Origin of the sequence: Actinoplanes sp. G11-F43 (genome assembly GCF_050589265.1) — a bacterium.
In the GTDB taxonomy this organism is placed as follows: domain Bacteria; phylum Actinomycetota; class Actinomycetes; order Mycobacteriales; family Micromonosporaceae; genus Actinoplanes.
The window spans coordinates 61,249-84,424 of record NZ_JBNZCE010000001.1 but is presented as its reverse complement, the minus strand read 5'-3'; the positions used below and the strand labels follow the sequence as shown (position 1 = coordinate 84,424).

The window sequence follows — 23,176 nt, the reverse complement described above, 5'->3', positions numbered from 1 at the left end:
CCATACCGACGTGGTCGTATCGGCGTGTTCGGTGGCTGTGTCGAACATATGTTCGATAGGATGGCGGCATGGCTTCCTGGTCCGATTTCGCCGCCGCCGATCCGTCGCTGGCCGACGGCATCCGTGCGCTAGTGCAGCAGTACGGCCCCGGCATGGGCTACCTCGCGACGATCCGCCCCGACGGCGGCCCCCGCGTCCACCCGGTGTCACCGGTCTTCACCGAGACCGGCCTCTACTGCTTCATCGTCGACTCCCCGAAACGCCGCGACCTGGAGCGCGACGGGCGCTACGCCCTCCACGCCTACCCACCGGAGGACAACGACGACGAGGCCACCCTGACCGGCCGAGCCGTCCCGGTCCGCGATCCCCGCACGATCGCCCACCTGGCCGGCACCCTGCACGCCTCCCCCGACGTGGACTGGCGCCTGTTCGAGCTGACCATCGAGACAGCGATGCTGCGCCGCCACGGCCCCGCCGGCGCCCTCCCCCTGGCGGCGTCCCCGTTCCTGCCGGCGTTCGCCCGCACATGGCGGGCCCCACGCCGCGCCCACCGCCCCTTGGCGGTGGCCAGCTGACCCCGGCCACCCACCGCCCCTGACCCACCACCGGTCATCGACTGCCTCCGGCCACCCCACCTCGCCCATCGCGCACCGCCCGCTTTCGGTCGCCGTTCGCCGGTCGCCAGTCGCTGGTCCACCCCACCGCGTCTATCGCGCACCGCCCGCCCTCGGTCGCCGGTCAACCCCACCGCATCCATCGCCCGCCGGACGCCGGACGACACTCACCGCCTGTCGTCGACTGATCCCGGCCGTCCTGCCGCGCCGGAGCCGCCGTGCGTGCCTGCCCATCGCGTCCGGCTGTCTCGTCGTGCACGTCACGGCCCTCCCGCTAACCGCCCCGACCTGCGACATCACACACCAGCGAACGGCGACCGGGACGGCACACCACCATCAACCCGGGGCGGTGCCGCCACCGAGATGGATAATCGGGTACAGTGAGGCAGCTTGCGGGTGTAGTTCAATGGCAGAACATCAGCTTCCCAAGCTGACAGCGCGGGTTCGATTCCCGTCACCCGCTCCACGTGAGGAAGCCCTGGTCAGGACCGATGGTCCGCCAGGGCTTCTCCCATTCCAGGATTCTGATGGCTAATCGGTTCGCCGGCGGGTCAGGCCCGTCTCGATGACTTTTCCGCAGGTGAGCGGCCTTCCTGAATTGACCACCAGGGCCTTCCAGGGCGCCAAGACAGGCTGTCACACCATGGGAAAGCTTTCGTGGTCGAGCGTCAGACCGCGTGGCCGGTTGCGGCTCAAACCGGCCCTGTTCTCGGCCACCTGATCACTCGCGGTCATGCCCTCACGGGGACGACCCGCTCAGCTGAGATGTTGGATGATTTACCACCGTTTCCGGTGGTAAATCATCCAAGATCGGCCAGGGGTAGGGCAGGAAGCGCTGCTCCGGCAGCGCCCCGGTGCTGGAACTCGCCGAGCGCAGCACCGCGGGTTCGCGCCGACGCACTTAGTGGTAGCCGACACCACCGGCATCGACATCCGCCCATCACGGCCGGGTGGGTAGGCTGCCGACCTATTCTCATTGATCAACAAGGGGCGATCGTCGGTGTCGTTGCTACTTTTCTATGTCGTCCTGCTCGGGCTCAGTGCCCTCGCACTCCTGCTGGTGGCGGTCACCGGGTTTGGAGCGGCGGAGGTCGAGGACCGGATTTTCAGCGGTGTCGGTGCTCTGGCCGCCGGGGCCTACGCGTTCTATCTGATGTTCCAGTTCCAGGGCGGCACCTATTTCTTCTTCTACGGCGCGCTCTTTCTGCCGGCGTACACGGCGTATCGGCTCTTCAAAGGTTTCCGGGACCGTGAGCAGAACCGCGCGGACCGGCAGACGATGAAGGCCAAGGAGCAGGCCGCGGGCGAGTGGCGGTCCGCTCGCCGCTGGTGACCGGTCCGCGCCCGCCCGGCTCGCACCGGACCCCTTGGGCCGGCCGGTGGTACAGGGATGAACCACACTCCGCAGTTGCCGGGCTACGGTCGGGCACATGAGTCCACGACGGAGCGCCGATTTCGAGCTTGGTGAGCGGATTCGGGTGCGGCGGCTGCTCCGCGGGTGGAGTGTTCGGTATGCGGCCAGCCGGGCCGGGGTTTCACATGCCACGTGGAGCCGGATCGAGCGGGGGCTGCAGGCGGCCGACAACCGGTTCATGCTGGCCGACATCGCCGGGGCGCTGGGCTGTACCGCGGCGGATCTGACCGGGTTCGGGGTGCCGGCACCCGATCGGGTGACCGCTTCGGCGCAGGCTGGAGTGTTCGGGCTGCGGCGGGCCCTGATCGACATCGATCTGACCGAGCCGCCGGACGGGGCCGCGCCGCCGATGGACGAGTTGCGCCGGAGTGTGGCGGTGGCCGAGGCGCTGTACCGGGCGTGTGACTATGCCGGGGCGGCCCGGCTGCTGCCGGGTCTGTTGCGTGATCTGCACACCGAGACCGCCGGGCCGGATCATGCCGAGGCGTTGCGGCTGCTCTGTGACGCGACGTCGATCGCGTCGACGGCGTTGCGCGCGCTGGGTCATCCGGCGGACGCCTGGCTGGCCGCGGAGCGGTGCCGGGACGCGGCCGAGGAGTCGGATGATCCGGTGTTGCGCGGGCACGCCGCCTATTCGATGGCCCGGGCGGCGGTCGCCTGTGGTTCCTTCCAGCGGGGGCAGACACTGGCCGAGCGGGCCGCCGACGATCTGGGCCGGCATCTGGGACGATCCGGCGGACCGGAGATTCTGGGTACGTTGTACCTGGTGGCCGCCTTGGCCAGCCGCTGCCGGAAGCGTCTCGACGACAGCCGGGACTGGCTGGCCACGGCGGCGGTGCTGGCCCGTCACACCGGGGAGACCGACACCATGCGGATGTTCTTCGGGCCGACGAACGTGGACATCTGGCGGATGAGCATCGAGGTGGACGACGGGGATCCGGGTCAGGTGGTGGAGATCGCCCGGCGTACTGATCCGGCGGCGATCCCGGCGGGTGTCCGGCAGGTCTTCTACTACGCGGACACGGCTCGTGCGCTGGCCCGGATCGGTGGCCGGGATCGGGAGGCGATCCGGTTTCTGCTGACCGCGGAGCGGATCGCCCCGCAGCATGTGCGCACGTCGGAGGAGTTGGCGGTGACGATCCGCACCCTGCTGGACCGGTCCCGGCGCCGGGCCGGCGGCACCGAGTTGCGGGCTCTAGGCGAACGCATGCAGGTGATCCAATAGCCGGATGCGGACGCTGGTGGGGGTGCTGGGCGGCGGGCTGGTGGCGCTCGGCCTGGGGGTGTGGTTCTCCTACGAGCTGTTCGCCGGGGGTGATCGGCTGCGGGAGACCGGCCGGTGTCTGACCGCTGAGGTGAGCGGCTCGTCGGGGTTTCGGATTCCGCGGATGGCCCGGTTCGCGGAGTTGTCCTTCTCGGTCGAGGGCCGGATGTACGCGGTGACGGCCGGTTATGAGGGGCGGCGTCTGCTGGTGGGGCAGCCGGTGCCGATCTGCACGGGGCGCGACGATCCGGAGACGTTCACCTTCGCCGGTGACGAGTGGTCGGGGGATTCGTTCGGGCGCTGGCTGCGGGGTGAGCCGATCGGGTTCACCCTGATCACCGGCGGGATCGGACTCTTGGCGGGTGGTTTTCAGACTCTGGTGTCCGGGGGCGGGAGGCCGACCTCGTACCGCCCCCGGCATTGAACGGCATTCAAAGGCGCCGTACGGGTGTCGGGAAGACCGAGGGCACCGGATCACTGATGGTGACGAAGACGTCGTCGACGGCGCCCGCGTACTGATCGTTTCCGGGCGCTGGGCCTTTGCCGCCGATGCGCAGCGGTTCCGCGTTGGCGATCGACAGGTTCGGGGGCAGGGGCACGAAGGCGCGCGGGATGCCGTCGACGTAGGTGGTGAGCCGGTTGGCGGCGCGCCGGCATTCCAGCCGGTGCCAGTTGCCGTCGGCCACGTCGATCCAGGGTTCGGCCCGGTAGATACGGGCCTTCTGTCCGGTGATCACGCAGCTGGGGTGTCCCTGCCGGTGGTCGACCTGGAGTTTGTACTGGCTGACGCCGCCTACTGAATAGCCTTTCTGCAGCACGTTGGCGCCGTCGGCGAGGTCGTCGTGGGTCATCCGGATGGACGCTCCGTACCGCATCGGGCGGTTGCCGGGGTTGAGGCTGTCGTCGCGGAGGCCTTCGAGGATGGCCCGGGGGCAGTCCCGTTCCTTGGGCAGGGTGCATCGTTCCGGGTAGGCGACGGCAAGACCGGTTCCTTGCGGTACGAGCCGGAGCGCGCCCCCGTTCTGGCCCAGCGGTCGCAGTTCGTGTCCGCCGTCGACGGCTGCGATCGGCCGGCCGACTCCGCCGTCGAAGTCGTAGTGGACCGCGTACGGCCCGGTGGCGGTCCGGACCCGGCCGGGTGGCACGGGTGCGGAGAAGGCGCTGACGTTGTCGAGGAACCCGGGCCGGGGCCGGAGCCCGGTGATCGCCGGTGCGGCGGAGGTGGGCTGGCTGCGGGCGCCGACGTCGATCGGCACGGCGGCCGACGGGCTGAGGTTCAGGATCAGCGTGAGCGTGGCCAGGACGAGAGCCGATGACAGGACGCCGAGCGGTACGGCGTGCCGCCGAGTGTAAAGCATGGGGCTATTGTCCGGATTATCACTTGAGTACTGAACTGACACACGGAAACCCGACAAAAGCCCCCGTACGCGTTAAGCCGAAAAGACGTCACCGGACACGCGCCACCGCCTGGGCCGGCTCCCCGATCACCGCATGCAGCACGTCGTCCAGGGTGATCACCCCGAGTGGCCGCCGCCCGTCGCTGACGAGCACGATGTGCAGCCGGTCCCGTCGCATGGTCAGCAGCAGGTCGGCCAGACTCCGCTCGGGGGAGACCACGGCCAGTGGACGGATCACCTCAGCCGGCACCGGGAGACGGCGCTGTGCTCCCGCGTACCCAAGAATGTCCTTGATGTGAATGAAGCCGAGCACGCGCCGGGTGTCCCGCTGGACCACCGGAAACCGGGATCGGCCACTGCGCGTGGCGACCGCCTCCAGCGTCGCCGGTGACACGTCGGCGGCCACCGTGGTCACCCGTGACCAGGGCAGCAGCGTGTCGGTGGCGGTCCGGTTGCGCAGTTCGAGCGCGGCGTGGATGCGGGCGTACTGTTCCGAGCCGAGCAGACCCTCACTGCGCGCCTGGGTGACCATGCCGGCCAGTTCCTCGGCGGTGAAAACGGTCTTGACCGCGTCGGTGGTCTCGATCCGCCACAGCTTCAGGATCATCCGGGAGGCCCAGCGCATCGCGTTGAGCAACGGCTTGGTGGCGGTGCAGAAGGCCAGCATGAACGGCCCGAGGACCAGTGCGGAGCGCTCCGGCCCGGCCAGAGTGATGTTCTTCGGCACCATCTCACCGATCACCGTGTGCAGGAACGTCACGATCATCAGGGCCAGCACGAAGGCGATCGGGTGCACCGCCCGGTCCGGCATGCCGAGCGCGTGGAACGGCCCCTCCAGCAGATGCGCCACCGTCGGCTCGGCGATCGCGCCGAGCACCAGCGTGCAGATCGTGATGCCGAGCTGCGCCCCGGCGATCATCAGCGGGATCTGCCGCATCGCGGACAGCGCCCAGCGGGCCGCCTGCGAGGTCTCGGCGAGCGGTTCCAGGACGGTCCGGCGGGACGCGATCAGGGCGAACTCACCGCCCACAAAAAGACCGTTTCCGATCAGCAGTACGGCTACGAAGAGCAGCTCAGTCATCGGCCGGCTCCGGCGGTGCCACGACCCGCACCTGCTCGATGCGGTGCCGGTCGACCTCCATCACGGTGAACTCCCACCCGTGCTCCTCCAGCGATTCCCCGGCCACCGGGATGTGTCCGAGGCGGGCGAGCAGAAAACCGGCGAGCGTCTCGTACGGGCCCTCGGGCAGCCGGAACCCGCACTGCTCGTGGATCTCGTCCTCCCGCAGCAGCCCGTCGACCAGGAACGTCTTCTCCCCGCCGGGCGCCGTCAGCTCCTGGGTGCCGGTCTCACCGAGGTCGGTGTCGTGCTCGTCGGCGATCTCCCCGACCAGCTCCTCGACCAGGTCCTCGGTGGTGACCAGGCCGTCGGTGCCGCCGTACTCGTCGACCACGATGGCCAGGTCGGCCCCGGCCGCCCGCAGCACCTCCAGCACCTTGTCCAGGGTGAGGCTCTCCGGCACGTACACCGGCTCCTTGGCCAGCGCGGACACCCGGGTGGCGGCCCGGCGCTCGGGTGGCACACCGAGCGCGTCGTTCACCCCGACGACTCCGGTCACCACGTCGAGGGTGTTCTCGTACACCGGAAATCGGGTGTGCCCGGTCTCCCGGGCCACCGTGATCAGGTCGGCGACGCTGGCGGTGGTCTTCAGACCGACCACGTCGACCCGCGGGGTCATCGCCTTGGCCGCGCGTTTCTCCCCGAACCGGATGGTCCGGCGCAGCAGGACAGCGGTCTCGGCGGGCAGCGCGCCGGCCGAGGCGCTGATCGCGGCCAGCAGGCCCAGCTCCTCCGGCGAACGGGCGCTGGCCAGCTCCTCCTGCGGTTCGATACCGAGGCGGCGGACCAGCCAGTTCGCGGTGCCGTTGAGCGCGGCGATCAGCCACTTGAGAACGATCGAGAAGGCGCGCAGCGGGGCCGCCGTCCGCAACGCGATCCCCATCGGCCGGGCCAGCGCCGCGTTCTTCGGCACCAGCTCGCCGAAGAGCATCGACACCAGCGTGGCCACCACCAGGGCGATCACGTGCGTCAGGGTCTCGGTGGAGGCGCCGGCGACCGGCTCCACCAGCGGCTCGAAGAGTTTGGACAGAGCCGGTTCGGCCAGGTAACCGGTGAGCAGCGCGGTCAGGGTGATGCCGAGCTGCGCCCCGGAGAGCTGGAAGGAGAGTTCCTGCAGCGCGGTCCGGACCCGGCGTGCCTGGCGATCACCCGCCGTGGCCCTCGTGTCGATTTCCACTCGATCGACGGTCACCAAACCGAACTCGGCCGCCACGAAAAACGCGTTGCCCGCCGTGAGCAGCGCAAACGCCGCCAACGGGAGCACCGCGGTCAGGAACAGCCCGTCCATGATCGGTTCACCTCGGACCTCATTGTGCCGGAACCGGGCCGCACCTCACCAACCGTGCCGTGACGCTGCGTTCTACCGTCGAGGGATGAACCTCCTGGATGAACTCGTCCTTCTGGCGTACGACGACGAGGGGCGCCGGATCATCGACGGCGGCAGTCTCGACTACGCGCTGGCTGGGGCGCTCCTGGTCGAGCTGGCCCTGGCCGAACGCGTCGGCGTGGAGAACGGGCGGGTGGTGGTGCTGAACACCACACCCGTTGACGACGGCGGGCTGGTGACCCAGGCCCTGAACCGGATCAGCGCCGACGGGCGGGACCGCAAACCCGGCCACTGGGTGCGCAAGCTCTCCCAGGGTGTCCGGCAGCCGGTGCTGGATCACCTGGTCGCCGCCGAGGTGCTGCGGGTCGTACACAGCCGGGTGATGATCGTCTTCCCGCGTACCAGGTACCCGGCGGTGCACGGGGTCGAGCCGATCGCCGAGACCGAGGCCCGGGGGCGGATGCGGGCCGCGCTGGAGGGGACCGGGCCGGTGGAGCCGCGTACCGGCGCGCTCTGTGCCCTGGTCGCGGCGACCGGAAGCGAACGCAAGATCTTCCCGGACATGGACCGCAAGCTGCTCCGGGCCCGGCTGGAGGAGATCAGCGAGGGCGAGTGGGCGGCCGAGGCGGTGCACCGGACCATCCGTGACGTCCAGATGGCCGTCGCCGCCGCCGTCGTCGTCACCGATGGGGGCGGTGGCGACGGAGGCGGCGGCGGGGACGGCGGAGGTGGTGGCGGTTCCTAGACGTCCTGTTTGAGCGAGCGGAGCAGGACGGTGGCCACGTCGACCACCTCGACCTCCTCCTGCTTGCCCTTCCCGGTCACACCGTCGCCGATCATCGTGTAGCAGAACGGGCAGCCCACCGCGATCGTCTTCGCGCCGGTCGCGAGGGCCTCCTCGGTCCGCTCCACGTTGATCCGCTTGCCGATCCGCTCCTCCATCCACATCCGGGCGCCACCGGCGCCACAGCAGAAGGAACGTTCCTGGTTGCGGGGCATCTCCACCAGGTTCGCCGCTTCGCCGAGGACCTCCCGAGGCGCGTCGAAGACCCGGTTGTGCCGGCCCAGGTAGCAGGGGTCGTGGTAGGTGACGTCACCCTCGATCGGCTGGACCGGGGTGAGCTTGCCCTCCTTGACCAGGTGGGCGAGCAGCTGGGTGTGGTGCACCACCTCGACTTCGAGGCCGAGCTGCTCGTACTCGTTGCCCAGGGTGTTGAAGCAGTGCGGGCAGGTGGCCACGATCCGCTTGACGTTGGCCTCCTGCAGAGTCTCCACGTTCTGCTGGGCGAGCATCTGGTAGATGAACTCGTTGCCGATCCGGCGGGCCGGGTCACCGGTGCAGGTCTCGCCCTCGCCGAGGATGGCGTAGTTGACGCCCGCCTCGTGCAGCAGCGTGGCCACCGCGCGGGTGGTCTTCTTGGCCCGGTCCTCGAACGCGCCGGCACAGCCGACCCAGAACAGGTAGTCGAAGTCCTCGGTCTCGCCGACCCGCGGCACCTCGAAGTCCAGGCCCTTGGTCCAGTCCTCACGGGTGTTCTGCGGGGCGCCCCACGGGTTGCCCTTGTTCTCCAGGTTGCGCAGCATCACGCCGGCCTCGGAGGGGAAGCTCGACTCGATCAGCACCTGGTAGCGGCGCATGTCGACGATGTGGTCGATGTGCTCGATGTCGACCGGGCACTGCTCGACGCAGGCGCCGCAGGTGGTGCAGGACCAGAGCACGTCCGGGTCGATGATGCCGTTCTCGTCGACCCCGCCGATCAGCGGGCGGTTGCCCTCGGCCAGCGCCAGCACGTCCATGTGCGCGAGCTGGGCCTCGGTCGCCTTCTCCTCGCCCATCAGATCCTTGCCGCCGCCGGCGAGGAGATAAGGAGCTTTCGCGTACGCGTGATCACGCAGCGACAGCACCAGCAGCTTCGGGGAGAGTGGCTTGGCGGTGTTCCACGCCGGGCACTGCGACTGGCAGCGGCCGCACTCGGTGCAGGTGGAGAAGTCGAGCAGGCCCTTCCAGGTGAACTGCTCGACCTGGTTGACGCCGAACAGGTCCTTCTCCGGGTCGGCCTCCTCGAAGTCGAGCGGCTTGCCCTCGCTCATCATCGGCTTCAGCGCGCCGAGACCGGAGCCGGCCGGCTTCTCCGGGTTGCGCTTGAAGTAGATGTTGAAGAACGCCAGGAAGCGGTGCCAGGCGACACCCATCGTCGGGTTCAGCGAGATGGTGATCAGCCAGCTCATCGAGATGACGATTTTGATCAGCGCCATCCAGGTGGCGCCGTCGTCCCAGGCCGGCAGCACCGAGCCGATGGCGTGGCTGAACGGCGTCGCCCAGAGCGGGTACTCGAAGTGGTCGGTGGCGACCTTGAAGCCCCGGATCAGGAAGCCGAAGAACAGGACGCCGACGATGATCGCCTCGACGAAGTAGGCCTGCCACATGGTCGAGCCGAGGAAGCGGCTGCGCTTCACCGCGCCCGGCTTCTGCCGCTGGCGCACGAAGATCAGGTAGAGCATGCCGAGCAGGCTGAGGAACCCGATCCACTCGGTGACCAGCCCGAAGACCAGCCAGTGCCCGATGATCGGCAGGCCCAGGTTCGGGTCGACGACCTCGAAGTAGGCCTCCAGCACCAGCGACGACAGGAGGACGAAGGAGACCATCACCAGCCAGTGGGCGGCGCCGATCGCGCTCCACTTGAACATCCTGGTGTGACCGACGGTCTCCACCAGCATGGTCTTGGTCCGGGTCTTCGGGTCCGCGAAGCGGGCCGGGTCCGGCTGGCCCTGGCGGATCACCGCGGTGATCGTCATCACGGCACGAACCGCCAGGTAGACGGCTACCACCGTGATTGCCCCCGCTAAGACGGTGGCGACTATCTGCGCGTAGCCCATCTGCGTTGTGCCTCCTCGGTCGGCGGTGCGCCAACCTATGTTACTCATGAGTAATAGCTGGGCAAGCGCCCCACGCCGAAAGCGCACCCCACGCGGAGCCGGGGTGCGCTAGCTTTCGGAGATTTTCACGTATAGGCGGCGGATGTCACCGCCAGCGCGACAGCAGCCCCAGAGAAGCGACCATGCAGCCGAAGCCGACCGCCAGGTTCCAGTAACGCCAGCTCTCCACCGGCCACTGCTGTGAGGACAGGTAGTAGATCACCAGCCAGGCGATGCCGACCACGATCAAGGTCACCGCGGATGCCGGCAGCCAGACGGGACTCGGCTTGTTGGTCGCACCCTTGACCGCCGGGCTGATGTCCGACGGCGGGGTGTAGACCTTCTTCTTGCGAACCTGAGACTTGGGCACGGTCTTCTCCTGAGGGCAACAAGTGGTGAACAACCCACCGCTGAGCGGCTCCGGAGGTCCCGAATGCTGCCCGTGGCGAATACTGTTCGCCCGCTAGCGTAGTCAAGGCAGTACGCAGACAGGCACCCGCCGGGGCGAGAAAATACCCCGAGCGTCTGTTCATGAGGGGGCTGAGTGGCTTTTTCAGAGGGCGGAGCTTCCTGGAAGCTCGTCTTCCGGCGTGTCGCGGGCGGCCTGCGCCCGCCACACCACCGCCGGTCCATCTGGTCCGCCGGCGTTCCGCTGATCGCGCTCGCCGCCGGACTGCTGTTCACCACGTCGGCGACCACGGCGGACGGTACGACCCTGCGCGACGACCGCCGGCCGCAACTCACCCAGCTGATCGCCGAGAAGCGCAAACGGCTGGCGGCCAGCGAGAAGGAGGCGGCGGGCCTGCTGACCCAGGTGGACCGGGAGACGACCCGTCTGGCCGAACTGGACCAGCCGGCCAAGGACCAGGCCGACGCGCTGCGCCAGACCGCCGGATTCTCCCGGCTCAGCGGCCCCGGGGTGACCGTCACCCTCAACGACTCCCCGCGGCGCGGCGCCGACTTCGGCGACAACGCCCCGGACAACGACGATCTGGTGGTGCATCAGGGTGACGTCCAGGCCGTCGTCAACGCACTGTGGGCAGGCGGCGCCGAAGCCATGACGATCATGGATGTCCGAGTGATCTCCACGAGCGCGGTAAGATGCGTCGGCAACACCCTGCTGCTTCACGGCCAGGTCTTCTCGCCTCCCTTCAAGATCACCGCGATCGGCGAACCCACAACGATGAGTCACGCGTTGGAGTCGGCAGAGGGAGTCAGACAGTTCCGGGAGGCCGTCGCCGACTTCGGGCTCGGTTACACGGAAAAGGTGGAGAAGAACGTGACAGTGCAGGCGTACGACGGATCGACCGACCTCCGTTCGGCGCAGGCAGCCCAGTGACGGCCCCATCCGGCTCGGGCCGCCACCGCGCCCCGGACAGCGACGCGCTGACCGCCCAGACCGCATTCATCCCGCGCCTGACCGACGCGGCGCCCGACGGCGTCCCCGGCGGGCCACTCGAACCACCGGTCGGCCTCGGCGGCAACACCGAACAGCGAGCGAGCCGGCACGCCTATGAGCCGTCAGCGGCTCCGGCCGGGCCGCCGCACCCCAACGAGCCGTCAGCGACTCCGGCCGGGCCGCCGCAGCCCTACGAGCCGTCAGCGGCTCCAGCGGGATCGCCGCACCCCCCGGCCCCGGGTCGGCCCGGCGCGCCGCTCAGCGAGCCGCTGAGGCCCTCCTACGACGGCGCCACGGCCGCCTGGTCCCCGGTGGAGCAGCAGCAGAAGCCTGTGGATCAGCAGCAGAAGCCCGCGTGGGCCCGGTCCGGCACCGCCTGGCCACCGCCGGTGCGCCCGGCCGACACCCCCGCTCAGCCGGCTCACGCGACGCCATCCACTAGCGGTCAGCCCGCATACGCGACGCCGCCCGCCGCGGGACAGCCCTCTTTCCCAGCGCCGACCGCCAGCGGTCAGCCCACATACGCAGCGCTGCCCACCGTCGGCCAGACTGCACATCCCGCGCATAACGGACCCTCCGCACAAGCCGGACCATCCGTTTTCACCGGCCCGCCCGCCGCTGCGAGTCAGCCGGGACCGTCCCCGTTCACCGGGGCGCCTGCTACCCCCGCTCAGCCTGGACCGTCTCCCTTCATCGGCTCACCCGCCTCAGCCGGCCAGCCTGGATCAGCCGGCCAGCCTGGACCGTCCGGATTCGGCGGTCAGCCGGTCCCGGGAAGCCCGGCGCCCACCGGCCGGCCGGTGGAGACGCCGTCCTGGGCGAGCAGTGCCCCGGCCCCGTCCGCGGAGACCCCGGCCTGGGCCAACGCCGACCCGAGCCCGACCACCCTGATCCGCACCGTCGACGCCCCGACCGGCATCCTGCGCACCGTCGACCCGGTCAAGAAGGCGGTGCCGGGCAGCGCCGCGAAGGCCGCCCGGGACGCCGCCGGGCCGGACGCGGTGCTCGGTGCCGCCGCGGTCTCGGCCTCCCCCGGCCCACGCCCGGCAGCCGAGCCGTCCGACGACGCCGCCGAGCCGCCCAAGAAGGGCGAGCGGGTGGTCAAACTGCGCCCGGAGCAGACCGATGAGGGTTACAAGAGCGTCTACTCGGAGCTGACCCGCCCGACCGTCGGATCCAAGATCCGTTCAGGCATCCGCGCCTCCGGCGAGCTGATGATCACTTTTGGCCTGGTGGTGCTGCTCTTCGCCGGCTACCAGGTGTTCGGCAACTCGGCCGCGGTCGACTCCGAGCAGGACACCCTCGGCGCCGAGCTGGACGAGGCCTGGGCTGATCCGACCGTCGCGCCGACCGCGAGCACCCCGGCCAAGAAGGGCCCGGCCGCGCCCGGCGCCAACCTGGTCGGCCGCCTCTACATCCCGAAGTTCGACATGAAGTGGGTGGTCGTCGACGGGGTGAAGCCGGACGACATCCGCTACGCGCCGGGCCACTACCCGGAGACCGCGAAACCGGGCCAGGTCGGCAACTTCTCGGTCGCCGGCCACCGGGTTCGCAAGATCTTCTGGCGGCTGGACGAGATGCAGGACGGCGATGTCATCGGCGTCGAGACCCGCGACAGCTGGTACGTCTATCGCGTCTACCAGCAGGAGGTCGTCAAGCCGCACCAGGTCGAGGTGGTGGCGGCGGTCCCCGGCAAGCCCAAGGCCAAGGCCACCAAGGCGGTGCTGACTCTCACCACCTGCAACCCGAAGTTCAACAACTACGAGCGGCTGATCGTCCACGCCGAGCTGGTCGAGACGGTTCCGCGCGACCAGGCCAAACCGGACGCCGGCATGCCGGCCGCGATGAAGGCCTGATCCGTGTACGCATGGATCTGGCGCAAGTTGCCGGGCGGCCTCTGGGCGAAGGTGACCTGCTCACTGGTGTTGATCACGGCCATCGGCGCGTTGCTGTGGTATGTGGTCTTTCCGTGGGCCACCCCGTTCCTGCCGTTCGATGACGTCCAGGTCGAGGCCGGCACCGGCGAGGACGCCGGATCCACGATCCCGGGTGACGACGGCGCGGGTGTGGACGAGGGCCCCGACGAGCTGCCCTACAGCGACACCACCAACCAGCCAGATCCGAACTCCAGCAGGTGATGACGTGCGCATTCTGGTGATCGACAACTACGACTCGTTCGTCTTCAACCTGGTCCAGTACCTCGAACAGCTCGGTGCCGAGTGCGTGGTCCGGCGCAACGACGAGATCACCGTCGACGAGGTGGGCGGGTTCGGCGCGGCCGGCGTCCTGCTGTCCCCGGGACCGGGCGAGCCGACTCGCGCCGGGATCATGATGGACGTGATCCGGACGTACGCCGGCAAGCTTCCGATGTTCGGGGTCTGCCTGGGTCATCAGGCGATCGGGGCGGCCTTCGGGGCCACCGTGAGCCGCGCCCCGGAGCTGCTGCACGGCAAGACCTCCGAGGTGCACCACCGTGGTGTCGGGGTGCTGGCCGGCCTGCCCGACCCGTTCACCGCGACCCGCTACCACTCGCTGGCCGTGGTGCCGGAGACGCTGCCCGCCGAGATCGAGGTGACCGGCACGACCGAGTCCGGCGTGGTGATGGCCATGCGGCACCGGGAGCTGCCGATCGAGGGTGTCCAGTTCCATCCGGAGTCGGTGCTGACCGAGGGCGGGCACACCATGCTGGCGAACTGGCTGGCCGCCTGCGGTCTGCCGTCCGCCCTGGAGAAGGCCCCGGCGCTGGCCGCCGAGGTGGAGACCCGGCGCCGCTCGGCCTTCGCCACCGTCTGAGCCGGAAAGACCGAAGGCCGGCGTCCCCGCGGGGATGCCGGCCTTCGTCGTCTACTCGGTTCCTGGTGGATCGCCGGTCTCGTCCGGATCGGGCGACGGCGAACCGCTCGGGTCAGGGTTCGGCGCCTGCTCGGCGATGACCTGAATGGTCACCGTGCTGCCTTTCTTGACCTCTTTCTTGGCGCCGGGACTCTGGTCGATGACCGTCCCCGGCACACCGTCGGCCTGCACCTCCACGACGTTGGCCACCAGACCGCGCTCTTCGAGCACCGCCTCGGCCGCGACCTGGGTGCGGTCCTTCAGGTTGGGCACCTCGACCAGGCTGTTGTTGGAATACCGCACGGTGAGCTTGGTGCCCGGCGGCACCTTCTCGCCGGCGCTCTCCACCGAGATGACCTGGTTCTTCGCCCGCACGCTGTCGACCTCGCGGGGCTCGACGACGAAGCCGGCCTGCTCCAGCGTCGCCTGGACGGAACTGAGGCTGCCGCCGGCCAGGTTGTCCGGCACCGGGACCGCCTCGGGCTTGGTGCACATCGTGTACGACACCGGGTCGGTGAGCTGCACGGCCTGGCCCGGGCCCGGGCTCTGCTTGAGCACCGTGTTGTCACAGTCGTCGGTGACCTCGGGGTCGGTGACCGTGTAGTTGGTGAACTGCAGCCGGTCGAGTTCGGCCTTCGCGTCCTTGTTCGACAGCCCTTCCAGGGTGGGCATGGTGACCGGGGTCGGCTCCTTGGCGGTGTTGTCCGGCTCGCTCCCGGTGCGGTTCATCGCCAGGGCCACGCCCAGCACCACCACGACCAGCACGGCCAGACCGGCCACCGCGGCCATCACCCACGAGGACCGGCTCTCCGGCTTCTGCTGGACACCACCGGGGTATCCGCCCGGGTATCCGGGCTGCACCGGGCGCTGCACGGTGGTGGCGCCGGCCGGCGGCCACTGCTGGGCGCGCGGGCCGCCGGTCATCGCGACCGTCTCGGCCTCGCTCATCACCGGGGTGGCCAGCACCGGGCGGCCGGAGACGGCGCGCAGCGCGTCGGCCCGCATCTCCTGGGCGCTCTGGTACCGGTTGAGCGGGTTCTTCGCGAGCGCCTTCAGCGCCATCGCGTCGATCTCCGGCGGCAGGTCGTGGACGATCGAGCTCGGCGGCTTCGGGTCCTCGCGGACGTGCTGGTAGGCGACGCTGACCGGGCTGTCACCGACGAACGGCGGGTGCCCGACGACGAGTTCGAAGAGGACACAGCCCGCCGCGTACACATCGGAGCGGGCGTCGACGGACTCGCCGCGCGCCTGCTCCGGCGACAGATATTGCGCCGTGCCGATGACCGCGCTGGTCTGCGTCATCGTGGTGGCACCGCTGGCAAGGGCCCGCGCGATGCCGAAGTCCATCACCTTGACCTGGCCGTTCTGCGTGATCATCACGTTGCCGGGCTTGATGTCCCGGTGGATGATCCCGTGCCGGTGGCTGAACTCCAGGGCGGCGCAGATGTCGGCGATGATCTCCAGGGCCCGGCGCGGCTGGAGCCGCTGCTCCTGGGCCAGGACCTCCTTGAGGGTCTGCCCGTTGACGAACTCCATGACGATGAACGGAAGCTTCTCGCCGGTGGCCGAGATCTCTTCACCGGTGTCGTAGACGGCGACGATCGCGGGGTGGTTCAGCGCCGCGGAGTTCTGCGCCTCACGACGGAACCGCTCCTGAAAGGTGGCGTCCCGAGCCAGGTCGGTCCGCAGCATCTTGATCGCGACGTCCCGGCCGAGGCGCAGGTCACGACCCTTGTGCACCTCTGCCATGCCGCCGTAGCCGAGCAGCTCGCCGACCTGATACCTGCCACCGAGCAGGCGGGCCTGAGCCGTCATAACGTCTGTCGTCCTTCGTTAGGTCGGAACCAGCCGAGCTGGGCATCGGCCTTCTGTAGACGGTACGACGCCACCGACACTTGGTCGGCGACCACGCCCGAGCGGAGGATAGCCTCAGAGCTGCTGTGATGACCCAGCGTGCTGCCTGAGGCGGCATTGCCGTTGCCGGTTCGTAACAGGAAAGAGATGACCCCCGCGCAGAGCAGCACCAACAGTGCCAGCACCACGGCGAGGACGACCAGCACCTGACGTCCGAACGTGCCCTCCGGTTTGGCGGCCGCCTGGTGATAGGGGTTGGCGGGTGGGGCCGACTGCGGCCGGTACGGCGGCGGCGCCGGAGACATCGGCGGGGCCATCGGCTGCGGGGCCGGTGACACCGGCGGAACCGGCACGGAGGCCGCGCCCCGGGCACCGGACACCGGCCGCGGAACCGCCGCGCGAGCGGCACCGGACACCGGTCCACCGGACTGTGGGCGGTTCGGCGGAGCGCTCGTCGGGCGGGTGCTCTGCGCCGGCTGCTGCGGCGCGACCGGCTGCTGGGCGGTGGTCAGCGAGGACGCCGCCTGCCGGGCCACCGCGGCCATCGCCGAGGCGCTCGGCCAGCGGGTCGCCGGGTCCTTGGCCATCGCCCGCTCCACGATGGCGCGCACTGCGGGCGGGATGTCGCCGGGCAGCGGGCGGGGTGTCTCCCGCACGTGCTTCATGGCGATCTCTATCGGGGTGGCGCCGTCGAACGGGCGGTGCCCGGAAAGGCACTGGTAGGCGACGACACCCAGGGCGTACACATCGGAGGCCGGGGTGGCCACATCACCGGCGGCCTGCTCGGGCGAGATGTACGACGCGGTGCCGAGCACCGCCCCGGCCACGGTGAGCTGACCCACCAGAGCCGAGCGGGCGATGCCGAAGTCGGTCAGGACCAGGGTGCCGTTGGGGCGTACCAGCAGGTTGCCGGGTTTGACGTCCCGGTGCACGATGCCGTTGCCGTGTGCGGCCTGGAGCGCGTCGGCGGCCTGCGCCACCAGCGCCATGGTCCGGGCCGGGGTGAGCCGGCCGACCCGGCTCAGGGTCCGGGAGAGTGCGTCACCCTCGACGTACTCCATGACCAGGAAGGCGATGCTCTGATCGCTGCCGTAGTCGTAGACGTCGACCACGCCCGGGTGGTTGATGGTGGCCATGGTCCGGGCCTCGCCGCGGAACCGCTCGGCGAAGCCCGGCTCGTCGAGCAGGGCGGGCAGCAGGATCTTGACGGCGACGGTCCGGCCGAGCACGTCGTCGATGCCCTTCCAGACATCGCCCATGCCGCCCCCGGCGATCCGCTCTTCCAAGCGGTATCGCCCCCCGAGCGTGACCCCCGGGCGGATCATGTCAGTTCCCTCCCCGGCCGGCCGCGGCCTTCATGATGAGCCCGGCGATCCGGGCAGCCTCGGCGCTGGCGTGACCACCGGGCACGTTCTCCAGCATGACGCACACCGCCGAGACGGCCTTGCCGTCCTTGTCGTAGGCGAACCCGATGAACCACCCGTGCGGGTTCGCGTTTGCGGCGTTCTGGGCGGTACCGGTCTTGCCGCCGACGGTGAATCCGTTGATCTTCGCGTTCCGGCCCGTGCCGTTCTCGACGACGCTGACCATCATCTCGCGCAGCCCCTCGGCCGTTCCCGCGCTGATCGGCTCGCGCAGCGTCTTCGGCTTGGCGGTGTAGATCGTCCCGCGGTTCGAGTCGAGCTGCTGCTGCACCAGGTAGGGCTTCATCTGCTTGCCGTCGTTGGCCACCGTGGCGGCCACCATCGCGGCCAGCAGCGGGGTCATCCGGACGTCACGCTGGCCGAGCGACGACTGGGCCAGCGCCGCGTTGTCGACGCTGCCGTCCTCGTTGGAGATCTTGCCCATCCGGCTGGCGGCGACCGACAGGCCCTTGTCGCTCTCCAGGTCGCCGACCTTCTCGCCCTCGACCTCGAACCCGAAGTCCTTGGCCTTGTCGATCACCACATCCCGGCCGAGCTTCACACCGAGCTTGGAGTAGCCGGTGTTGCAGCTGGTGGTCAGCGCGCCCTTGAGGGTGATCTGGCTGCCGGGACAGACCTCGTCCTCGGAGTTGCGGATCGTCGCGCCGCCCTCCTGGTAGACCGCGCCGGCCGGGATCGAGGTGTCCAGGTCGTAGCCGTTCTCCAGGGCCGCCGCCGAGACGATCACCTTGAACACCGAGCCGGGCGGCAGGGTGTTCGCCACGGCCCGGTTCAGCAGCGGCTGGTCCTTGTCGTCGTTGAGCTTCGCGAACGCCTTGGAAGCAGCATCCGTGTCGTGGCTGACCAGCGGGTTCGGGTCGTAGCTCGGCATCGAGACCAGGGCCTGGACAGCGCCGGTGGCCGGGTCGATGGCGACCGCGGCGCCCTTGGTCACCCCGCGCTCGTTTCCGGTCATCTCCTTCCACGCGACGTCCTGCGCGCGCGGGACCAGCGACAGCACGATGTTGCCGCCGCTGGTGGAGTCGCCGGTGAACATGTCGCTGAGCCGGTCGGCGAAGAGCTTGTCGCTGGCCCCGTTCAGGATGTCGTTCTCGGCCGCCTCGATGCCGACAGCGATACCGCTGAGCGGCTTGTAGCCGAGGACCGGCGCGTAGATCTCCTTCTTCGGGTAGACCCGCTGGTACTTCAGCTCCCCGTCGGTCTCGATGTTCTCGGCCAGGGCGACACCGCCGGCCTCGATCACCCCACGGGGGCGGTCGTACTCGGCGATCGTGACTCGCTGGTTGCGGGCGTCGGTGCGGTACTCGTCGGCCTTGTACGCCTGGACCCAGTTCAGCTTCACGAAGATCGCGCCGAACAGGACCATGATGACCACACCGGAGCGTCGGAGCGGACCGTTCACGGCTTGATCACCTCCGTCATGGCGCCGTGCAGTTGGGTGGGTGCTTTCTTGGGGGCGCCGCTCGCCCGTTCCGGAGCGGCGTTGGTCGGTCGCCGGGCCGCGTCGGAGATCCGCAACAGCATGGCGATCAGCATCCAGTTCGCCATCAGCGACGAACCACCGGCGGACAGGAACGGTGTGGTCTGGCCGGTCAGCGGGATCAGCCCGGTGATGCCGCCGAGGATCACGAAGACCTGCAGGCCGAGGGTGAAGGCGAGACCGCCGGCGACGAGCTTGCCGAACGAGTCCCGGACCGCCAGCGCGGCGTGCAGACCCCGTTCCACGATCAACAGGTAGAGCACCAGGAGCGCGACCAGCCCGAAGAGGCCGATCTCCTCGCCGAGGCCGGCGAAGATGAAGTCGTTGCGGACCTCCGGCACCTTGCCCGGGGAACCCGCGCCCGGCCCGGTGCCGAAGAGGCCGCCGGTACCGAGCCCGAACAGGCCCTGAACGAGCTGATAGCTGCTGCCGCTCTCCCGCGTGTAGTTCTCCTGGGCGAACGGGTCGAGCCACACCGCGGCACGGTCGTAGAAGTTCGCGAACGGACCGCCGACCACACTGCCCAGCAGGTACGCCACATAGACGCCGCCGAAGAACAGCAGCAAGCCGATGATCAGCCAGCTGGACCGCTCGGTCGCCACGTAGAGCGTGACGACGAAGAGCCCGAAGTAGAGCAACGCGGTTCCGAGGTCCTTCTCGAAGACCAGGACCAGGACGCTGAAGATCCAGACGGTCAGAACCGGGCCCAGGTCGCGGCCCCGGGGGAAGTCGATGCCCAGGAAACGCTTGCTGGCCAGCGACAGCACCTCGCGCTTGCGGACCAGGTAGTACGCGAAGAACGAGACCAGCGCGATCTTGGCGAACTCACCCGGCTGGATGGAGAAGGCTCCACCGAACTTGATCCAGATCTTGGCGCCGTTGACCTCGGAGTACTTGGCGGGCAACACGGCCGGGATCATCATCAGCACGATGCCGATGAGGCCGAGCGTGTAGGCGTACCGCGAAATGACCTTGTGGTCGCGAATCACCAGCAACAACACCGAGGCCAAGACCAGGGACAACAGCGTCCAGGCGAGCTGACGGCCGCTGGTGTCGCCGAAGAACCCCGGCTCGGGGAGACCTTGGGCGATCGCCTTGGCGATGTCCAGCCGGCGGATGAAGGCCACCCCGATGCCGTTGATCAGTGCCACTGACGGCAGCAGCACCGGATCGGCATAGGGTGCCGTGAACCGGACGACGATGTGCAGGCCCAGGAACAGGACGCCGATCAGAGCGGCCGGCACCCAGAAGTTCGGCCTGATCTCGTCGAACTGGTTCGCCTCGACGGTCGCGCCGAAAGCGGCGACCAGTCCCATGGCGAACACCAGCAACCCGAGCTCGGCGTTACGGCGCGTCTTCCATCCCCGGATACGCGACATCTCGCCCGTGGAGGCGGGCGTGGGAGCCGGTACGGCGGGCGCGGTCAAAAAATATCCCCAGACGTGTAGGCCGAACTCAGTCGACGGTCCGGCACCCGACCGGGTCGACCGTCGACGGAGCACTTTCGGTGACGCCCACAGCCGGCGCCGAGGCGTTGGCCGGAGCACTGCGGACCGGAGATCCGCTCGGACGGGCCGAGGCGGAGGCCGACGGCGTCGCGTCGGGCGCGTCACAGATCGGCTTGAGGTTCGGGTTCGACGGCTCCTCGCTGGTCAGGTCGGCCAGCGTGGTGCGGGCGGCGGCCTGGTTCGCGGCGTGGATGCCCTGCTTGACCCGCTCCTGCGCGCCGGAGGTCAGATCGTCGAGGCGGACCGTGCTGGTCTCGCTCACCGACGACAGGTCCAGACCGGCGACCTGGCCGGGCACGCCCTGGAAGATGGCGAGCTGCCCCTCCTCTGTCGCACCGACGTAGTACTGGTCCTGGATGTACTGCCAGCCGGCCCACAGGCCACCGCCGAGCGCACCGAGCAGGAGCAGCACCAGCAGCGTGTTCCGCACCGGGTGACCGGAGGGCTCGGCGTCCTGCTCGTAACCGCCGGACGGCTCCGGCTGGGCCGGGCGCGGCTGCTGCGGTTTCAGCGCGGCCGCGCGGGCAGCCGAGGTGGAACTGTCGGCGACGGTGGTGTTGCCCCGGTCCAGCGACGCGGCACCACCGACGATCGGGGCCTGCTCGACGATGCCGTCGACGGCGTCCGCGATGATCACGGTGATGTTGTCCGGGCCGCCGCCGCGCAGGGCGAGCTGGACCAGCCGCTCGACACACGCTTTCGGGTCGGTCAGCTCCCGCATGGTCTGGGCGATCGTGTCGCCACTGACCACACCGGAGAGCCCGTCGCTGCAGATCAGGTACCGGTCGCCCTGGAGCACCTGACGCACTGAGTACTCCGGGTCGATGTCGCGGCCGTCCAGCGCCCGGGTGAGCAGCGACCGCTGCGGGTGGCTGCTCGCCTCCTCGGGGCTGACCCGACCCTCGTCGACCAGCATCTGGACGTACGTGTCGTCCTTGGTGATCTGCGCGAACTCGTTCTTGCGCAGCAGGTACGCCCGGGAGTCCCCGATGTGCACCATGCCGAACTTGCTGCCGGAGAAGAGGACCGCGGTCAGCGTGGTCCCCATCCCCTCGAGTTGAGGGTTGGCGTCGACGGTGTCCCGCAGTTGCTGATTTGCGGTCCCGACGGCGTGCCGCAGGGCGTCGACCATGGCGTCCCCGGGGACGTCGTCGTCGAGAGGCGCCATGGCGGCGATGACGATGTTGGACGCGACGTCACCAGCGGCCATGCCGCCCATGCCGTCCGCGACAGCGAGAAGTCGCGGCCCGGCGTAGACGGAGTCCTGGTTCAGGTCTCGGATCAGACCGCGGTCGCTCTGGGCGGCATAGCGCAGGGTCAGGGTCATGGCCGTAACTCGAGAGAAGTGCGCCCGATCCGGATCGGAACGCCAAGGGGGACTGGAGTGGGTCCGGAGACCTTACCGCGATCTAGGTAGGTGCCGTTGGTCGAGCCGAGGTCCTCCACGAACCACTGGCCTTCCCGCGGAACCAGCCTGGCGTGCCGGGCGGACGCGAAGTCGTCGGTGATGACGAGCGTCGAATCCTCGGCCCGGCCGATGGTGATCGGAGCCTCACCGAGAGTGATTCTCGTGCCGGCCAAATTACCGGCAGTCACGACCAGTTGCCGCGCCGCCTTACCGCGTTTCACCTTCGCCGGCCGGCCCGGCAGCACCGCGCCACCCACCCCCCGAGGGCTGGCGACGATGCTCTTGGACCGGCTGCTCGCGAAGAGGTCCCGCCGGATCACCCCGACCACTGTGAACACGAAGATCCACAGAAGGATCAGGAACCCGAATCGGGCGACGGTGAGGACGAATTCGGGCAAGGCCGCTAGCCGTCCACTCGGAAGGTGAGTGTGGTCGTCCCGAGCTGGATCATGTCGCCCGGGTTCAGCGCGACGGCGGACACCCGCTGGCCGTTGACCATGGTGCCGTTCGTCGAACCCAGATCGGTCAGCACGACCTGGTTGCCGTCGTAGTCCAGCCGGGCGTGCCGGCGGGAGATCCCGACGTCGGGCAGACGCAGGTTCGCCTGGTCGCCGCGGCCGATCACGGTCGAGCCCATCTGGAGCGGGTAGGTCCGGCCATCACCGGAGACCAGGCCCACACTCCGCGGCCCGCCGTGGTGCTGTTGCTGGTAGCCGCCCTGCTGGTCGTACGGCGAATACTGCGGGCCGGCGTCGTAGGCCGGCTGCTGCACCGGGGCGACCTCGCCACCGGTGTAGACCTCGGCCGTGACCCGGAACATCCCGGTGTCCAGACCGTCACCGCGCTCGATCTCGACGATCACGTCGCCGTAGACCGTCCAGGCCTGCTCACCGATGAACTCGGCCTGGGACTGCGCCAGCTCCTGGGCCAGCGCGGCGGCATAGGGCGCCAGACGACTGTGGTCGTAAGGCGACAGATCGATCACGTAGCGGTTGGGCACGAGGGTGCGGCCACCGGCGAGGATGGCCTTGTGCGCCTCGGCCTCCCGCTGCATGGCATTCAGAATCTCCACAGGGTGCACGACACCCTTGAACACCTTCGCGAAGGCCCCTTCGACCAGGCCTTCCAATCGCTTCTCAAAGCGCTGCAGCACGCTCACCGGCTCCTCCTCGGGTTCCGAGGACATGATGGTATCCGGCGACCGCTTGCGCATCTGTAG

Annotated in this window: 21 protein-coding genes and 1 tRNA gene; 10 read left to right on the top strand and 12 right to left on the bottom strand. The window is 69.3% G+C overall.

The window, feature by feature from the left end:
• Positions 1–68: 68 nt before the first annotated feature.
• The 5 genes from ACQ0O7_RS00425 to ACQ0O7_RS00405 all read left to right on the top strand — a co-directional run bounded on the left by ACQ0O7_RS00425 (position 69) and on the right by ACQ0O7_RS00405 (position 3,716).
• Positions 69–575: a pyridoxamine 5'-phosphate oxidase family protein gene (locus tag ACQ0O7_RS00425; protein ID WP_430779675.1), complete on the top strand. Its 507-nt coding sequence runs from the start codon at positions 69–71 to the stop codon at positions 573–575.
• Positions 576–1,006: 431 nt separating this feature from the next.
• A tRNA-Gly gene (locus ACQ0O7_RS00420) sits at positions 1,007–1,080 on the top strand.
• A 534-nt stretch (positions 1,081–1,614) separates the two neighbouring features.
• On the top strand, positions 1,615–1,947 hold the full coding sequence (locus ACQ0O7_RS00415) for a hypothetical protein (RefSeq protein ID WP_430779674.1): 333 nt from the start codon (positions 1,615–1,617) through the stop codon (positions 1,945–1,947).
• Between the two features lie 97 nt (positions 1,948–2,044).
• A complete protein-coding gene (locus ACQ0O7_RS00410) occupies positions 2,045–3,253 on the top strand; it encodes a helix-turn-helix domain-containing protein (protein ID WP_430779673.1) in 1,209 nt (402 codons plus the stop codon).
• Between the two features lie 4 nt (positions 3,254–3,257).
• Positions 3,258–3,716, top strand: coding sequence for a hypothetical protein (locus tag ACQ0O7_RS00405; protein ID WP_430779672.1), 459 nt, complete (start codon positions 3,258–3,260; stop codon positions 3,714–3,716).
• Positions 3,717–3,723: 7 nt separating this feature from the next.
• Here ACQ0O7_RS00405 and ACQ0O7_RS00400 read toward each other — a convergent pair whose 3' ends face one another.
• The 3 genes from ACQ0O7_RS00400 to ACQ0O7_RS00390 form a co-directional block, all read right to left on the bottom strand.
• Entirely contained in the window at positions 3,724–4,650 is a 927-nt protein-coding gene (locus tag ACQ0O7_RS00400; RefSeq protein WP_430779671.1) for a LamG-like jellyroll fold domain-containing protein, read from the bottom strand.
• Positions 4,651–4,738: 88 nt separating this feature from the next.
• Positions 4,739–5,770, bottom strand: coding sequence for a hemolysin family protein (locus ACQ0O7_RS00395; RefSeq protein WP_430779670.1), 1,032 nt, complete (start codon positions 5,768–5,770; stop codon positions 4,739–4,741).
• Positions 5,763–7,097 carry a hemolysin family protein gene (locus tag ACQ0O7_RS00390; RefSeq protein ID WP_430779669.1) on the bottom strand — a complete coding sequence of 445 codons (1,335 nt, stop codon included), beginning with the start codon at positions 7,095–7,097 and terminating at the stop codon, positions 5,763–5,765. The genes ACQ0O7_RS00395 and ACQ0O7_RS00390 overlap by 8 nt, the downstream gene beginning before the upstream one ends.
• 85 nt (positions 7,098–7,182) lie before the next feature.
• Here ACQ0O7_RS00390 and ACQ0O7_RS00385 point away from each other — a divergent pair, with 85 nt between their 5' ends.
• Positions 7,183–7,881 (top strand): GOLPH3/VPS74 family protein, encoded by a 699-nt coding sequence (locus ACQ0O7_RS00385; RefSeq protein WP_430779668.1) that lies wholly within the window; start codon positions 7,183–7,185, stop codon positions 7,879–7,881.
• Here the strand turns inward: ACQ0O7_RS00385 and ACQ0O7_RS00380 are convergent.
• Complete coding sequence (locus ACQ0O7_RS00380; protein WP_430779667.1) at positions 7,878–10,013, bottom strand: (Fe-S)-binding protein; 2,136 nt, start codon at positions 10,011–10,013, stop codon at positions 7,878–7,880. The two genes, ACQ0O7_RS00385 and ACQ0O7_RS00380, sit on opposite strands and share 4 nt — an antisense overlap.
• 145 nt (positions 10,014–10,158) lie before the next feature.
• A complete protein-coding gene (locus ACQ0O7_RS00375; protein WP_430779666.1) occupies positions 10,159–10,422 on the bottom strand; it encodes a cell division protein CrgA in 264 nt (87 codons plus the stop codon).
• Between the two features lie 174 nt (positions 10,423–10,596).
• Between ACQ0O7_RS00375 and ACQ0O7_RS00370 the strand changes: the two genes are divergently transcribed.
• From ACQ0O7_RS00370 to ACQ0O7_RS00355, 4 genes are all read left to right on the top strand, one after another.
• Positions 10,597–11,391 carry a DUF881 domain-containing protein gene (locus tag ACQ0O7_RS00370; protein ID WP_430779665.1) on the top strand — a complete coding sequence of 265 codons (795 nt, stop codon included), beginning with the start codon at positions 10,597–10,599 and terminating at the stop codon, positions 11,389–11,391.
• Positions 11,392–12,251: 860 nt separating this feature from the next.
• A complete protein-coding gene (locus ACQ0O7_RS00365; RefSeq protein WP_430779664.1) occupies positions 12,252–13,307 on the top strand; it encodes a class E sortase in 1,056 nt (351 codons plus the stop codon).
• Between the two features lie 3 nt (positions 13,308–13,310).
• Entirely contained in the window at positions 13,311–13,589 is a 279-nt protein-coding gene (locus tag ACQ0O7_RS00360; RefSeq protein WP_430779663.1) for a hypothetical protein, read from the top strand.
• 4 nt (positions 13,590–13,593) lie between these two features.
• Positions 13,594–14,244 carry an aminodeoxychorismate/anthranilate synthase component II gene (locus ACQ0O7_RS00355; RefSeq protein WP_430779662.1) on the top strand — a complete coding sequence of 217 codons (651 nt, stop codon included), beginning with the start codon at positions 13,594–13,596 and terminating at the stop codon, positions 14,242–14,244.
• Between the two features lie 51 nt (positions 14,245–14,295).
• Here the strand turns inward: ACQ0O7_RS00355 and pknB are convergent, their stop codons facing one another.
• The 7 genes from pknB to ACQ0O7_RS00320 all read right to left on the bottom strand — a co-directional run bounded on the left by pknB (position 14,296) and on the right by ACQ0O7_RS00320 (position 23,143).
• Positions 14,296–16,098 carry a Stk1 family PASTA domain-containing Ser/Thr kinase gene (gene pknB / locus ACQ0O7_RS00350; RefSeq protein WP_430779661.1) on the bottom strand — a complete coding sequence of 601 codons (1,803 nt, stop codon included), beginning with the start codon at positions 16,096–16,098 and terminating at the stop codon, positions 14,296–14,298.
• Positions 16,095–17,462: a protein kinase domain-containing protein gene (locus ACQ0O7_RS00345; protein ID WP_430779660.1), complete on the bottom strand. Its 1,368-nt coding sequence runs from the start codon at positions 17,460–17,462 to the stop codon at positions 16,095–16,097. The genes pknB and ACQ0O7_RS00345 overlap by 4 nt, the downstream gene beginning before the upstream one ends.
• Position 17,463: 1 nt before the next feature.
• Positions 17,464–18,963 carry a peptidoglycan D,D-transpeptidase FtsI family protein gene (locus ACQ0O7_RS00340; protein WP_430779659.1) on the bottom strand — a complete coding sequence of 500 codons (1,500 nt, stop codon included), beginning with the start codon at positions 18,961–18,963 and terminating at the stop codon, positions 17,464–17,466.
• Entirely contained in the window at positions 18,960–20,420 is a 1,461-nt protein-coding gene (locus tag ACQ0O7_RS00335) for an FtsW/RodA/SpoVE family cell cycle protein (protein WP_430779658.1), read from the bottom strand. Before ACQ0O7_RS00335 ends, ACQ0O7_RS00340 begins: the two co-directional genes overlap by 4 nt.
• A gap of 76 nt (positions 20,421–20,496) precedes the next feature.
• Positions 20,497–21,876, bottom strand: a complete 1,380-nt coding sequence (locus ACQ0O7_RS00330) for a PP2C family protein-serine/threonine phosphatase (RefSeq protein ID WP_430779657.1) — start codon at positions 21,874–21,876, stop codon at positions 20,497–20,499.
• The gene (locus ACQ0O7_RS00325; protein ID WP_430779656.1) at positions 21,873–22,355 is read right to left on the bottom strand and encodes an FHA domain-containing protein FhaB/FipA; all 483 of its coding nucleotides are present in this window, start codon (positions 22,353–22,355) and stop codon (positions 21,873–21,875) included. Before ACQ0O7_RS00325 ends, ACQ0O7_RS00330 begins: the two co-directional genes overlap by 4 nt.
• Before the next feature lie 5 nt (positions 22,356–22,360).
• Positions 22,361–23,143 (bottom strand): FhaA domain-containing protein, encoded by a 783-nt coding sequence (locus ACQ0O7_RS00320; protein ID WP_430779655.1) that lies wholly within the window; start codon positions 23,141–23,143, stop codon positions 22,361–22,363.
• Positions 23,144–23,176: the final 33 nt, after the last annotated feature.

Bases quoted from the DNA above. Each gene is read 5' to 3' on its own strand.
- ACQ0O7_RS00425 (WP_430779675.1), top strand. From the start codon at position 69: ATGGCTTCCTGGTCCGATTTCGCCGCCGCCGATCCGTCGCTGGCCGAC.
- ACQ0O7_RS00410 (WP_430779673.1), top strand. From the start codon at position 2,045: ATGAGTCCACGACGGAGCGCCGATTTCGAGCTTGGTGAGCGGATTCGG.
- ACQ0O7_RS00405 (WP_430779672.1), top strand. From the start codon at position 3,258: ATGCGGACGCTGGTGGGGGTGCTGGGCGGCGGGCTGGTGGCGCTCGGC.
- ACQ0O7_RS00400 (WP_430779671.1), bottom strand. From the start codon at position 4,650: ATGCTTTACACTCGGCGGCACGCCGTACCGCTCGGCGTCCTGTCATCG.
- ACQ0O7_RS00395 (WP_430779670.1), bottom strand. From the start codon at position 5,770: ATGACTGAGCTGCTCTTCGTAGCCGTACTGCTGATCGGAAACGGTCTT.
- ACQ0O7_RS00390 (WP_430779669.1), bottom strand. From the start codon at position 7,097: ATGGACGGGCTGTTCCTGACCGCGGTGCTCCCGTTGGCGGCGTTTGCG.
- ACQ0O7_RS00385 (WP_430779668.1), top strand. From the start codon at position 7,183: ATGAACCTCCTGGATGAACTCGTCCTTCTGGCGTACGACGACGAGGGG.
- ACQ0O7_RS00380 (WP_430779667.1), bottom strand. From the start codon at position 10,013: ATGGGCTACGCGCAGATAGTCGCCACCGTCTTAGCGGGGGCAATCACG.
- pknB (WP_430779661.1), bottom strand. From the start codon at position 16,098: ATGACGGCTCAGGCCCGCCTGCTCGGTGGCAGGTATCAGGTCGGCGAG.
- ACQ0O7_RS00345 (WP_430779660.1), bottom strand. From the start codon at position 17,462: ATGATCCGCCCGGGGGTCACGCTCGGGGGGCGATACCGCTTGGAAGAG.
- ACQ0O7_RS00335 (WP_430779658.1), bottom strand. From the start codon at position 20,420: ATGTCGCGTATCCGGGGATGGAAGACGCGCCGTAACGCCGAGCTCGGG.
- ACQ0O7_RS00330 (WP_430779657.1), bottom strand. From the start codon at position 21,876: ATGACCCTGACCCTGCGCTATGCCGCCCAGAGCGACCGCGGTCTGATC.
- ACQ0O7_RS00320 (WP_430779655.1), bottom strand. From the start codon at position 23,143: ATGTCCTCGGAACCCGAGGAGGAGCCGGTGAGCGTGCTGCAGCGCTTT.